At 57.2% G+C, this 12,542-nt stretch carries 11 protein-coding genes; 7 read left to right on the plus strand and 4 right to left on the minus strand.

Annotation, left to right across the window (positions count from 1 at the left end; translation table 11 throughout):
• The first annotated feature begins 94 nt into the window (after positions 1-94).
• From iclR to AC1M2H_RS26065, 5 genes are all read left to right on the plus strand, one after another.
• Positions 95-922 carry a glyoxylate bypass operon transcriptional repressor IclR gene (gene iclR, locus AC1M2H_RS26045; protein WP_480149622.1) on the plus strand — a complete coding sequence of 276 codons (828 nt, stop codon included), beginning with the start codon at positions 95-97 and terminating at the stop codon, positions 920-922.
• A gap of 1 nt (position 923) precedes the next feature.
• Positions 924-1,352, plus strand: coding sequence for an ASCH domain-containing protein (locus tag AC1M2H_RS26050; RefSeq protein ID WP_480149623.1), 429 nt, complete (start codon positions 924-926; stop codon positions 1,350-1,352).
• A 98-nt stretch (positions 1,353-1,450) separates the two neighbouring features.
• Positions 1,451-2,113 carry a CDP-alcohol phosphatidyltransferase family protein gene (locus AC1M2H_RS26055; RefSeq protein ID WP_480149624.1) on the plus strand — a complete coding sequence of 221 codons (663 nt, stop codon included), beginning with the start codon at positions 1,451-1,453 and terminating at the stop codon, positions 2,111-2,113.
• Positions 2,110-2,751, plus strand: coding sequence for a lysophospholipid acyltransferase family protein (locus AC1M2H_RS26060; RefSeq protein WP_480149625.1), 642 nt, complete (start codon positions 2,110-2,112; stop codon positions 2,749-2,751). Before AC1M2H_RS26055 ends, AC1M2H_RS26060 begins: the two co-directional genes overlap by 4 nt.
• Positions 2,744-3,676: a phosphatidate cytidylyltransferase gene (locus AC1M2H_RS26065; protein WP_480149626.1), complete on the plus strand. Its 933-nt coding sequence runs from the start codon at positions 2,744-2,746 to the stop codon at positions 3,674-3,676. Before AC1M2H_RS26060 ends, AC1M2H_RS26065 begins: the two co-directional genes overlap by 8 nt.
• Position 3,677: 1 nt before the next feature.
• Here the strand turns inward: AC1M2H_RS26065 and aceK are convergent, their stop codons facing one another.
• The 4 genes from aceK to metA form a co-directional block, all read right to left on the minus strand.
• Positions 3,678-5,420, minus strand: a complete 1,743-nt coding sequence (gene aceK, locus AC1M2H_RS26070; protein WP_480149627.1) for a bifunctional isocitrate dehydrogenase kinase/phosphatase — start codon at positions 5,418-5,420, stop codon at positions 3,678-3,680.
• A gap of 51 nt (positions 5,421-5,471) precedes the next feature.
• On the minus strand, positions 5,472-6,776 hold the full coding sequence (gene aceA / locus AC1M2H_RS26075) for an isocitrate lyase (RefSeq protein WP_480149628.1): 1,305 nt from the start codon (positions 6,774-6,776) through the stop codon (positions 5,472-5,474).
• A 34-nt stretch (positions 6,777-6,810) separates the two neighbouring features.
• Complete coding sequence (aceB, locus tag AC1M2H_RS26080) at positions 6,811-8,412, minus strand: malate synthase A (protein ID WP_480149629.1); 1,602 nt, start codon at positions 8,410-8,412, stop codon at positions 6,811-6,813.
• Between the two features lie 260 nt (positions 8,413-8,672).
• The gene (metA, locus tag AC1M2H_RS26085) at positions 8,673-9,602 is read right to left on the minus strand and encodes a homoserine O-succinyltransferase MetA (RefSeq protein ID WP_480149630.1); all 930 of its coding nucleotides are present in this window, start codon (positions 9,600-9,602) and stop codon (positions 8,673-8,675) included.
• A gap of 362 nt (positions 9,603-9,964) precedes the next feature.
• Between metA and AC1M2H_RS26090 the strand changes: the two genes are divergently transcribed.
• Both AC1M2H_RS26090 and AC1M2H_RS26095 read left to right on the plus strand, forming a co-directional pair.
• Positions 9,965-11,077 (plus strand): mandelate racemase/muconate lactonizing enzyme family protein, encoded by a 1,113-nt coding sequence (locus AC1M2H_RS26090; RefSeq protein ID WP_480149631.1) that lies wholly within the window; start codon positions 9,965-9,967, stop codon positions 11,075-11,077.
• A gap of 58 nt (positions 11,078-11,135) precedes the next feature.
• Positions 11,136-12,506: an MFS transporter gene (locus AC1M2H_RS26095; RefSeq protein ID WP_480149632.1), complete on the plus strand. Its 1,371-nt coding sequence runs from the start codon at positions 11,136-11,138 to the stop codon at positions 12,504-12,506.
• Positions 12,507-12,542 lie beyond the last annotated feature (36 nt).

The following is a 12,542-nucleotide window of genomic DNA, read 5'->3' on the forward strand; positions in this document are numbered from 1 at the left end:
GTTCAGTTTCACTCCTCCGATCAGTCCGGTTGTGATTGCAAAATGGGCAAATAAAACGAAAACTATTTCCACGATACAGAAAAAGGAATCTGCGATGGCCACTCCCGTTCCCGCAAAGCGCGGCAGAAAACCCGTGACGCCCGCCGCCCCTCAGGCTGGCGGACAGGTTCAGTCGCTTACCCGTGGGCTAAAATTACTCGAATGGATTTCTGAATCGCACGGCAGCGTCGCCTTAACCGAGCTGGCGCAGCAGGCCGGCCTGCCGAATTCGACAACCCACCGCCTGCTGACGACCATGCAGCAGCTGGGCTTCGTGCGCCAGGTGGGCGAGCTCGGGCACTGGTCGGTAGGCGCCCACGCCTTTGTGGTCGGCAGCAGCTTTCTGCAAAGCCGCAACCTGCTGGCCATCGTCCACCCTATTCTGCGCCAGCTGATGGAAGATTCCGGCGAAACGGTCAACCTGGCGGTGCTGGATCAGGGCGACCATCAGGCGATTATCATCGACCAGGTGCAGTGCACCCAGCTGATGCGCATGTCGGCGCCGATTGGCGGCAAGCTGCCGATGCACGCCTCCGGCGCGGGTAAAGCCTTCCTGTCACAGCTGAGCGAAGAGCAGGTCACCGGCCTCCTGCACCGCAAGGGCCTGCACGCCTACACCCACGCCACGCTGGTATCGCCGGTGCATCTGAAAGAGGACCTGGCCCAGACCCGCAAGCGCGGCTACTCCTTCGATGATGAAGAGCACGCTCTGGGCCTGCGCTGCGTCGCTTCCTGCATCTATGACGAACATCGCGAGCCGTTTGCCGCTATCTCCATCTCCGGGCCCATCTCGCGGATGACCGACGATCGCGTCACCGAGCTGGGCGCGCTGGCGATTAAAGCCGCCAAAGAGGTAACCCTGGCCTACGGCGGGGTTCGCTGAGATGAACGATCTGCAGGCCCTTTGGCAGCAGCGCTATCCCGGCGCCTTCTGCTGGTCATTTGGCGACTCCCCCGAGCTGGCCGACGAGCTGGCGGCGCTGGTTATCGCCGGCAAAAAGCGCGGCACCTGCGGTTCGCTTGCTAGCTATCGGCAGGAAAATCCGCCGGTCACTCCCGGCGCCTGGCACATCGTGCTCAACGGCGCGAGCGAGCCGGTTTGCGTTATCCGTACCCTGGCGCTCAGAATTATTCGCTTTAATGAGATGACCGCGGAGCTCGCCGCGCTGGAAGGCGAAGGCGATTTGAGCCTGCGCTACTGGCAGCAGGCTCACCGGGCGTTCTTCGAGCGCGAAGGGAGCTGGTCGCCGGAGATGGAGCTGGTTTATGAAGAGTTCGCGCTGATCGAGGCCGCCGATGCGCCGTTGCCCTGAACCGCGAGCGAGACGATCCTGGCCTGCAGCGGTATGCGTTAATTTCCGCGAAAGCTGTATATAATATGTGCTCTTAAAACAAAAATGAGCACGCAACTATGGAAAAGGAAATCCAGGATCGCCGCCCCATCCGGGCACGCGAGACTCGCTGGGCCACCGCCGCCGCGCGGTATCTACGCCGTAAAGGCTGTACGCCGAACGGTATCTCTCTCTTCAGAATCGCCTTTGCCGCGCTCTCCGCGCTGTGCTATCTGGCCGCATGGAGGGTTGAAGGTGAAATCGGGCAGCGGATCCTCTTTATCGCCGCCGCCGTCGGCATTCAGGGACGATTAATCTGCAACCTTCTTGACGGGATGGTCGCCGTCGAGGGCGGTCTGCGCAGCCCGGCAGGCGCCGTTTATAACGAGCTTCCCGATCGCGTATCCGACACGCTGCTGCTGCTCGGCGTGGGCTACGGCATCACGCTTTACCCATCGGCGGAAGCGCTCGGCTGGGGCTGCGCGCTGCTGGCGATCGCCACCGCCTATATCCGCCTGCTTGGGGGCACCTGCGGACTGCCCCAGCGCTTCAGCGGCCCAATGGCCAAACAGCATCGCATGGCGCTGCTGACCGCGGTCTCGCTGCTGGCGGCCGCGTTTCCGCAGTGGAGCCAGCAGGGCTTTTTAGCGGTTCTGTGGCTGATTCTGCTGGGCGCTCTCGTCACCTGCATCAGCCGGGCGCGACTCATTATCCAGGATCTTAACGCAGGAGAATCACCATGAGCTTTTCGCCGGACAAAGCGCTGGTACGGGCGCTGCTGGTCAGCATATGCCGGCTGCTGACGGGCATTAAATCGCGCTGGAGATCCACTCCGCAGCCCGGGCAGGCCACGCTCTACTTCGCCAACCACAGCAGCCATCTCGACGGGCTGGTGATCTGGGCCAGCCTGCCTACCGCGATGCGCGAAAACGTCCATCCCGTCGCCGCCGCGGATTACTGGAAAAAGAGCCGACTGCGCCGCTACCTGGCCTCCCGCATCTTCGGGGCGGTGCTGATTGAGCGTAAAGGCCGGGCGGCGTCGCCGTCCTCAGGCGAAGATCCCCTCGCGCCGCTGGTCGCCGTGCTGGAAAACAGCGAGTCGCTCATTTTCTTTCCCGAGGGCACCCGCGGCAGCGGCGACGAGCTGGGCGAGTTTAAAAGCGGCCTGTACCACCTGATGCAGCGCCACCCCGACGTCCGGCTGGTGCCCGTCTGGCTGGAAAACCTGAACCGGGTGCTCCCGAAAGGCTCCAGGCTGGTGGTACCGATTATCTGCAGCGCCACCTTCGGCGAACCGCTGGATGGCCCGGCGGAAGGCGAAACAAAAGCGGCGTTTTTAGCCCGCGCGAAATCAGCGCTGGAGGCGCTATCCCATGCATAATATCGATCATCAGCTCCTGCTGCTGCTGGCGGGACTGTTTTCCCTGCTGGTTATTGCGAGCCTGATTGGCTATCTGCTGTCGCTCAGAAAGCAGAACGAAACCATCGCCAATCTCAACGCCAGAATTCGCGCCTGGTGGGTCATGTGCATCATTTCGGTCTTCGCCATGCTCATCGGCCCCATCGGCTCGGTGATTTTATTCGCGCTGATGTCCTTCTATGCGCTGCGCGAATGCGTCACCCTGACCCCCACCCGCCGGGGCGACCACGAGGCGCTGTTTTGGTGCTTTTTCGTGATCCTGCCGCTGCAGTACCTGCTGGTGGGGATCGAGTGGTACAGCCTGTTCGTGATATTTATTCCGGTTTATGCGTTCCTGTTTATTCCTGCCCGCATCGCGCTGGCCAGCGATACCACCCACTTCCTGGAGCGCTGCGCCAAGATTCAGTGGAGCCTGATGATTGCGGTGTACTGCGTCAGCCATGCGCCGGCGCTGCTGATGATCGATATTCCGGGTTTTGCCGGCGAGAACATCAAGCTGGTGCTGTTCATGATGATCGTCGTGCAGATTTCCGACGTGCTGCAGTACGTGTTCGGCAAGCTGTGGGGCAAGCGTCCTATCGTGCCGAAGCTGAGCCCGAACAAAACGGTGGAAGGCTTCGTGGGCGGGATTCTGAGCGCCAGCCTGGTGGGCGCGGCCCTGTTCTGGGTTACGCCGTTCAGCATGATTCAGGCCTTTTTTATCTCTCTGCTGATCACCCTGCTGGGGTTCGCGGGCGGCCTGTGCATGTCGGCAATCAAGCGCGATCGGGGAGTGAAGGATTTTGGCGCCATGCTGGAAGGGCACTGCGGCATGATGGACAGGATTGATTCCCTCTGCTTTGCCGCGCCGGTGTTCTTCCACGTGGTGCGCTACTTTTACACCTGACCTAGCCCGCCTGCCGCATCGCGCCGTAGCGCACGCAAAAGCGCTGGCGGCGGCGGTAGGCGTAGACATCCTCCACGTGGCCGCTGCGAATGCGCGTCTGCAGCTCGCGCCAGTAGTCGGCCCGCAGCAGATCGGCGTGCATCTCCTCAAACAGCGGCCCGATACGCGGGTCCGCGCAGAGCCAGTGGCGGAACTCTTCCGGGAAAACGTCCCCCGGCGACACGCTGTACCACGGCTCGCTCGCCAGCTCATCTTCCGGATAGCGCGGCGGCGGGATCTCGCGGAAATTAACCTCCGTCATGTAGCAAATCTCATCGTAATCGTAGAACACCACCCGGCCGTGGCGGGTCACGCCGAAGTTCTTAAATAGCATGTCTCCGGGGAAGATATTGGCAGCGGCCAGCTGGCGAATGGCGTTGCCGTACTCTTCGACCGCATCGCGCAGCGCCTGGCCGTCAACCTGCTCCAGCCAGATGTTCAGCGGCACCATGCGCCGCTCGATATAGAGATGGCTGATGGCAATCCGATCGCCAAGGTCGGTAATTTTAGCCCCGGCTTCCGATTGCAGCAGCGCCATCAGCTGCGGCGCGATTTGCCGCTTATCCAGCACGAAGTTTTCAAACTCCTGGGTATCGGCCATGCGCCCGACGCGATCGTGCTCTTTAACCAGCTGATAGCAGGCGCGGACGTGGGCGGCGGTCATCTCCTTTTGCGGCGCAAAGCGGTCCTTGATGATCTTAAATACCCGGTCGAAGCCCGGCAGGGTAAAGACCAGCATTACCATCCCGCGGATGCCCGGCGCCTCGATAAACTGTTCGTCGCTGCGGGCGATGTAGTGCAGATATTCGCGGTAGCTTTCCGTTTTCGCGTGTTTCTGGCAGCCAATCGCCATGTACAGTTCAGCGGTGGTTTTCCCCGGCAGGATCTCGCGCAGCCACTCAACCAGCGCCCCGGGCAGCGGGGCGTAAACCATAAAATAGGAGCGCGCAAAGCCAAAGACGATGCTCGCCTCCGCGTGAGTGGTCAGGCAGGCATCAATAAACAGCTCGCCTTCATCGCTGCGATGGACAGGCAGCAAAAAGGGCAGCGTCGCCACCGGCGTCACCAGTTTGCCGACCAGCCAGGCCGCCTTATTGCGATAAAAGAGTTCGTTGGCTATTTGCAGATGGGAGCGGGAGAGCATCTCGCTGCCGAGAGCTTCCTCCAGGCAGGCGGTAATATAGCCAATATCCCGCGCCTTATTTTGCCACGCCAGCCGCAGGGGGAGATCGGATAACACCTTGCTTAATAGCGTTTCCCAGCCGCGATCGGGGAAAAACGTTTTCGCCAGCGGGCGGGGAATGGAGCGGAAGCTGCGTTCCGGCTGCGAGCTGAAAATAAAGAGCCGCTCGGGAGTCAGCGAGCGGTGGTCAAACAACCGGCAATAGACGGAGTTGAAAAAGCTCTCCGCAATTTCGAAGCGAGGGTAATCCGGCAGCAGGTGGGTATAGTGCTCTTTCACCCGCAGTAAAAAATCGACGTCGGTACTTTTGCCTTCGGTAATACAGCGCAGCTGTTCAACCACCAGGCCGACGTGGTGATCGTAGAGATGGATGCGCTGCTTCATCGCCTGCTGAACGGCGTGCCAGTCGGCGTGCTCAAAGCGCTGCTGCGCGCCCGAGGTGACCTCAAGAAAACGCCCGTACTGGGCGTCAAATCCCTGCAAAATCGTCTGTGCGATCAATAATTCCAGGCCACGCGTCATATCGTCCCCCTCACCCCAGCCCCCTTCCGGCAAGGGAGAGGGGGAAACCTATCAGAACTGCTCTTCTTCCGTTGAACCGGTTAACGCCGTTACCGAAGAGGCGCCTCCCTGGATAATCGTCGTCACCTTGTCGAAATAGCCGGTGCCCACCTCCTGCTGGTGGGAAACGAAGGTGTATCCTTCCGCTGCGGCGGCGAACTCCGGCTGCTGAACCTTCTCAACGTAGTGCTTCATCCCCTCGCCCTGCGCGTAGGAGCGGGCGAGGTCGAACATGTTGAACCACATGCTGTGGATGCCAGCCAGAGTAATGAACTGATATTTGTAGCCCATATCGGACAGCGACTGCTGGAAGCGAGCGATGGTGGCGTCATCGAGGTTTTTCTTCCAGTTAAACGACGGCGAGCAGTTGTAGGCCAGCAGCTTGCCCGGAAAGCGGGCGTGAATAGCTTCGGCAAAGCGCTTAGCCTGCTCAAGATCGGGCTTCGACGTTTCGCACCATACGAGGTCGGCGTAAGGCGCGTAGGCCAGGCCGCGGCTGATCGCCTGCTCAATGCCGGCATGGGTGCGGAAGAAACCTTCACTGGTGCGATCGCCGGTAATAAATTCACGATCGTACGGATCGCAGTCGGAGGTGATCAGATCCGCCGCGTCGGCGTCGGTGCGGGCGATGACCAGCGTCGGTACGCCCATGACGTCGGCCGCCAGGCGAGCGGCCACCAGTTTCTGGATCGCTTCCTGCGTCGGAACCAGCACTTTTCCGCCCATATGGCCGCATTTTTTCACCGACGCCAGCTGATCTTCAAAGTGAACCGCCGCTGCACCGGCCTCAATCATCGATTTCATCAGCTCAAACGCATTCAGCACGCCGCCGAAGCCGGCTTCAGCATCCGCCACGATCGGCAGGAAATAGTCGGTATAGCGCGGATCGTCTGCTTCAATACCGGCAGACCACTGGATCTGATCGGCGCGACGGAAGGTATTATTGATCCGATCGACCACCGCCGGCACCGAGTTCGCCGGGTACAGCGATTGATCCGGATACATGCTGGAAGCGAGGTTGGCATCCGCCGCCACCTGCCAGCCGGAGAGATAAATCGCCTCGATCCCCGCCTTCGCCTGCTGCAGCGCCTGCCCGCCGGTCAGTGCGCCCAGGCTGTTGATATAGCCCTTTTTCGAACCGCCGTGCAGCAGTCGCCACATTTTGGCCGCACCGAGCTGCGCCAGGGTACATTCCGGGTTGACCGAACCGCGTAATTTCACCACTTCTTCCGCGCTGTACGGGCGGGTAATGCCTTCCCAGCGCGGCTGTGTCCACTCCTGGTTTAATTCTTCGATTTGCTGAGTACGAGTTTTCATGTGCAGATGCTCCATAGGGTCACGAGTGGGTGAATTACGCCAGCAGGCGGTAGCCAGGCAACGTTAAGAAATCGATCAGTTCATCTGAGGTAGTGATTTGTTCCATCAGCCGCGCGGCATCGTCAAAGCGGCCGCTGCTGTAGCGGTGTTCGCCCAGCTCGTCCTGAATAACCATCAGCTCCTCGCTCAGCCATTGGCGGAACAGCGCTTTGGTTACCGGCGTCCCGTCGCTCAGCGTCTTCTGATGATGGATCCATTGCCAGATAGAGGTGCGCGAGATTTCGGCGGTGGCCGCATCTTCCATCAGGCCATAAATCGGTACGCAGCCGTTGCCGGAGATCCAGGCTTCGATGTACTGCACCGCCACGCGAATGTTGGCGCGCATCCCGGCTTCGGTGCGCTCGCCGTCGCAGGGCTCCAGCAGCTGTTCGGCGGTAATCGGCTCATCCTGTTCCCGGCTGACATCCAGCTGGTTAGTCCGTTCGCCCAGCACGCGATTGAAAACCTCCATCGCCGTATCCGCGAGGCCCGGGTGGGCAATCCAGGTGCCGTCATGGCCGTTTTTGGCCTCCAGCTCTTTATCGGCGGTGACTTTGCCGAGCACCTGACGGTTGCGTTCGGCATCTTTGCTGGGGATAAAGGCCGCCATGCCGCCCATCGCAAACGCGCCGCGCTTGTGGCAGGTTTTTATCAGCAGGCGTGAATAGGCGTTGAGGAACGATTTGTCCATCGTCACCACCTGGCGGTCAGGTAAGACACGGTCAGCATGGTTTTTTAACGTTTTGATGTAGCTGAAAATGTAGTCCCAACGTCCGCAGTTCAGGCCAACGATGTGGTCCCGCAGCGCGTGGAGAATTTCATCCATCTGGAACACCGCCGGCAGCGTTTCAATCAGCAGCGTCGCCTTGATGGTGCCGCGCGGCAGTTCAAAGCGATCTTCGGTGTAGCTGAAAACGTCGCTCCACCAGGCCGCTTCCTGCCAGGCCTGGGTCTTCGGCAGATAGAAATAGGGGCCGCTTCCTTTCGCCAGCAGCGCCTGGTGGTTATGGAAGAAGTAGAGCGCGAAATCAAACAGGCTGCCGGGAATCGACTCCCCGCGCCAGGTGACGTGTTTTTCCGGCAGGTGCAGACCGCGTACCCGGCAAACCAGCACCGCAGGGTCTGGCTTCAGCTGGTAGATTTTCCCCGCTTCGTTGGTATAGCTGATGGTGCCGTTGACCGCATCGCGCAGGTTTATCTGACCATCGATGACTTTGTTCCAGTCAGGCGCCAGCGAATCCTCAAAGTCAGCCATAAATACTTTTACGTTAGCATTCAGGGCATTAATCACCATCTTACGTTCAACCGGGCCGGTAATCTCCACCCGACGATCCTGTAAATTGGCCGGAATACCGCGAATCGTCCAGTCACCGTTACGAATGGAAGCCGTTTCCGAAATAAAATCCGGCAGCCTTCCGTCGTCAATGTCCTGCTGCTGCTGGATACGTGCCGCCAGCAGCTTATTGCGCTCAGGCGTAAAGCGGCTCACCAGTTCCGCCAGGAACTCCACCGCCTCAGGCGTTAAGATCTGCTTTTCCTGCTCGCCATAAGGCTGGCCGAAGGCCAGTTCGTCAGTGATTGTCGCCTGTTGCGTCATTGTGCTGCTCCTCTTGGTTGATCCAGTTGGCGCGAGTGAAAGATCGTTGTCTGCTTTTCGCTCAACACAATTAAGACTACGCATTATTTTTCCAAAATCAAAAACAATTTCCATTTTAATTTTAATATCAATTCAACATATTGATAACATTAAAATTAAAGTTTATTTCATGTATGAATTGAATTTCGGAAATAAAAAAGGCACCCGAAGGTGCCAGAGGCAAAATGCTGAAACGCTTTAGGATCGCGTTGGCTGGAGGATTAATCCAGAGTCGGATTCATATGCCGCAGATCGTATGGCGTGATTTGGTAGACATAGTAGTTCAGCCAGTTGGCAAACAGCAGGTTTCCGTGACTTCTCCAGCTGGCCCGCGGTGTGTTTTGCGGGTCATCGTGCGGGAAATAATTGGCCGGAACTTCCGGGCTGAGGCCCGCTTCCACATCGCGGAAAAACTCGCCCGCCAGGGTATTAGCATCGTATTCCGGGTGGCCGGTGACGAAGGCAATGCGCTTATCTTTGCTGGCGAACAGATAGGCATCACCCTCTTCGGTTTCTGCCAGGATCTCTAAATCGGTATAGTCGCGGATCAATGCGGCCGGAAAATCGGCGTAGCGCGAGTGTGGCGCGAGGAAGGTATCGTCGAAACCGCGGGTCAGCAGCGCGTGCGGGTGCAAAATATGGTGCTCAAAGACGCCGGAGATTTTTTCAGTGCGGGTTTGCTTGGGGATGCCATAAAGGATATTGAGCGCGGCCTGTACGGCCCAACAGGCAAACAGCGTTGAGGTCACGTGATCCTTTGCCCACTCCAGCACCTGCTTAATCTGCGGCCAGTAGGCGACGTCGTTAAATTCGACCAGCCCCAGCGGCGCGCCGGTGACGATCAGGCCATCAAAGTTCTGGTCACAGATGTCTTCAAAGTTACAGTAGAAGTTGTTCAGATGCTCGGTTGGCGTGTTGCGGGATTCACGCGCGTCGATACGCAGCAGCTGGATATCAAGCTGGAGCGGAGAGTTCGATAGCAGCCGCAGGAACTGGTTTTCGGTCTCGATTTTCTTCGGCATCAGGTTAAGGATAAGCACCTTCAGCGGGCGAATTTCCTGAGTCGTTGCGCGCGTTGTCGTCATCACAAAAACGTTCTCACTGCGCAAGAAATTGACGGCCGGTAGCTCGTCCTGCACCCGAATAGGCATAACTTTATTACCTCATAGCATACGTATAAACGTTTAGACATCCAGACAGCTAACAATAACCAGGAATAAATAAAATGTCGAGTCTGCAAGCGGAAGGTGAGAAAGTTTCAACCCCATTCGGTTTAACGTAGCGAGACGTTGTGAGATTGACGGCCCGAGCCGTGTCTATCCGTTACTGCTTATCAAAGAATAAAAAAGATAAAAAGGCCATCCCCGCCAGGAAGATGGGAGCAATTCGCGATCCGTATCAAATATTTTAATTAATCTCGCCAACCGCTGGTGATGTGTAAACCGTTTGACAGCCTTCCCGAAAGACCATTGCTACATTGCGGCAATCCATCAGGTCTCCACAGGAAGCAAGCATGAAAATCACCAAATTGACGACATTTATTATGCACGTGCCGGTAACAAAAAATATCATCGGCGATTCTACACACAGCATTACACACTGGGGCATGCCCGGTGTCATGATTGAGACGGACAATGGTCTGGTCGGTTACGGTTATACGGGTACCCATGCTGATATCGCTACCGACAGATTGCTCACCACCATTATCAGCGATGTTTTCGGTCCGATGCTACTCGGAGAAGATGCCAATGAAGTTCGTTACCTGCACCGTAAATTATCCCACAGTTCAACCAATATCTGGGTAGGACGCGGAGGATTGATGCAGATGGCGCTCTCTGCCATTGATATTGCGCTGTGGGATCTGAAAGCCAAGATGGTCGAACAGCCGCTGTGGAAAATTTTTGGCGGCTCACAGCACACTCGCATTACCGCCTATAACACCGATTGTGGCTGGTTAGTCAGGGAGACCGCCGAGTTGGTCGATGACTGTAAGAAGATGATTTTTGAAGAGGGCTTTAATGCCATCAAAATGAAAATCGGCAAGCCAGACCCGCGAGAAGACCTCAGGCGGATTGAAGCCGTCAGAAAAGCGATCGGCGATGACGTCAATCTGATGGTGGATGCGAACGCCAAATGGAATATCAGCACTGCCAAACAGTATGGTTCACGGCTGGCTGATTTTAACATTACCTGGTTTGAAGAGCCGATGTGGCACGACGATGTATCCAGTCACCGCGCGCTGGCCAGGCATATCAGCACACCTCTAGCCCTAGGAGAACTACTATATCATTTTGATTCTTTTAAAGAGTTTGTACTCGCTGGGGCGGTCGATTACCTACAACCAGACGCCACGCGCTGCGGTGGACTGACGGCAGTCTGGGAAATTGCCGACCTCGGACTGGCATTTAACCTACCGGTAACACCACATCACGGCGACATGATGCAGGCTCAGTTGCATCTGGTCATGGCGCACCCGGCCTGCTCGCTGCTGGAATTCATCCCCTGGACGCTGGAGTGTTTCGTCGACCCGGTAGAAGTGAAAGAGGGATTCTATTCTCTCCCCACGGCGCCAGGCGCAGGCACCACGCTGCGGCGGGAAGCCCTTGAGCGTTTCAGCGTCAGATAACTCTTACAGGTACATCGTCTGGACGACAAAAATAATGACAAATACCAAGAGGTGAACTATGCCCGCCCCTACCGATCTTGATTTATCACAGGCAATACGTAAATCCATACGACGGATCATCCCGATGGTCACGCTGATGTTTATTCTGGCCTATCTGGATCGTTCAAATATCGGCTTTGCAAAACAAGAATTCCAGCTGGACACGGGGCTAAGCGATGCAGCCTACGCTTTTGGCGCCGGTATCTTTTTTATTGGTTATGCCCTTTTTGAAGTCCCAAGTAATATTCTGCTTTACCGCATTGGCGCCCGAGTCTGGCTGGCGAGGATCATGATCACCTGGGGTCTGGTCTCTGCGGCAATGATGTTTGCACATACAGAAACGATGTTTATCTTCTTACGTTTTCTGCTGGGGGTGAGTGAAGCAGGGTTCTTTCCCGGCGTCATTCTCTATCTGACTTTCTGGTTCCCGCAACATATCCGCGCACGAGTTACCGGCTATTTTCTGTTTGGTGCACCGCTGGCCTTTATCATCGGCGGCCCGCTTTCCGGCTCGCTGCTTTCTCTGGAAGGTACGACGCTGGCATTCGGCCTACATGGCTGGCAGTTGATGTTCGTCGTCGAAGGTTTGTTGGCCTCAGCCGTCGGGATTTGGGTCTTTTTCTATCTGGACGATCGTCCTGACGACGCCAGGTGGTTAACGCAGCAAGAAAAAGTGGCGCTAAGCCAGACGCTTAATCATGAAGAGCAGATGAAACTGGCCCATGGTCCGAAAGGCGTGTGGCAAGCGCTACTGGATGTACGCGTGCTCTACCTATGCCTGATTTGGTTCACCGTCCAGGTTTGCGGTTACGGGATCTATTTCTTCCTGCCAACCCAGATCGCCACTCTGATGGGCACGAAAGTCGGTCTGCTGGTTGGCTTTGTCACCGCTATCCCACCGTTGTGTGCCGCCATTGCGGTGTATTACGTGCCACGGATCTCCGAAAAACTGCAGGAACGCCGCTACGTTGCAGCTGTCACTTTCATGTGCGGAGCCGTGGGGATCGCGTTATCGGGCTTCGCTGAGAGTATACCGCTCATCGCGATTGTCGCCCTATGCGTTGCGGCTGCGGGACACCTTGCCATGCAGCCGCTTTACTGGACATTTCCCTCATCGTACCTGGGCGGAGCAGCCGCGGCTTCGGGGATCGCTCTCATTAATTCAATGGGCAATTTAGGAGGGTTCGTCGCCCCGAATTTACGCGTCTGGGCAGAGCATTCCTTCAACTCACCGCAGGCAGGGCTCTATTTCCTCGCACTAGTCACGGCATCAGGTAGCCTGATGATTCTGGCATTGCGACGGTTTGGGATTGATAAAGCGCGGATGGTAGCCTCCCCGGCACACGCCATGAAATCCAGTGAGACGACGTATCTCAGTCACTCTGATTAATCGGAAATGATACAGTGCTGCGACAATAATCAACAT

The sequence above is a fragment of the Klebsiella sp. F11 genome (genome assembly GCF_056712265.1).

Coding starts and splice junctions, on each gene's coding strand:
- iclR (WP_480149622.1), top strand. CDS start 95: ATGGCCACTCCCGTTCCCGCAAAGCGCGGCAGAAAACCCGTGACGCCC.
- AC1M2H_RS26050 (WP_480149623.1), top strand. CDS start 924: ATGAACGATCTGCAGGCCCTTTGGCAGCAGCGCTATCCCGGCGCCTTC.
- AC1M2H_RS26055 (WP_480149624.1), top strand. CDS start 1,451: ATGGAAAAGGAAATCCAGGATCGCCGCCCCATCCGGGCACGCGAGACT.
- AC1M2H_RS26060 (WP_480149625.1), top strand. CDS start 2,110: ATGAGCTTTTCGCCGGACAAAGCGCTGGTACGGGCGCTGCTGGTCAGC.
- AC1M2H_RS26065 (WP_480149626.1), top strand. CDS start 2,744: ATGCATAATATCGATCATCAGCTCCTGCTGCTGCTGGCGGGACTGTTT.
- aceK (WP_480149627.1), bottom strand. CDS start 5,420: ATGACGCGTGGCCTGGAATTATTGATCGCACAGACGATTTTGCAGGGA.
- aceA (WP_480149628.1), bottom strand. CDS start 6,776: ATGAAAACTCGTACTCAGCAAATCGAAGAATTAAACCAGGAGTGGACA.
- aceB (WP_480149629.1), bottom strand. CDS start 8,412: ATGACGCAACAGGCGACAATCACTGACGAACTGGCCTTCGGCCAGCCT.
- metA (WP_480149630.1), bottom strand. CDS start 9,602: ATGCCTATTCGGGTGCAGGACGAGCTACCGGCCGTCAATTTCTTGCGC.
- AC1M2H_RS26090 (WP_480149631.1), top strand. CDS start 9,965: ATGAAAATCACCAAATTGACGACATTTATTATGCACGTGCCGGTAACA.
- AC1M2H_RS26095 (WP_480149632.1), top strand. CDS start 11,136: ATGCCCGCCCCTACCGATCTTGATTTATCACAGGCAATACGTAAATCC.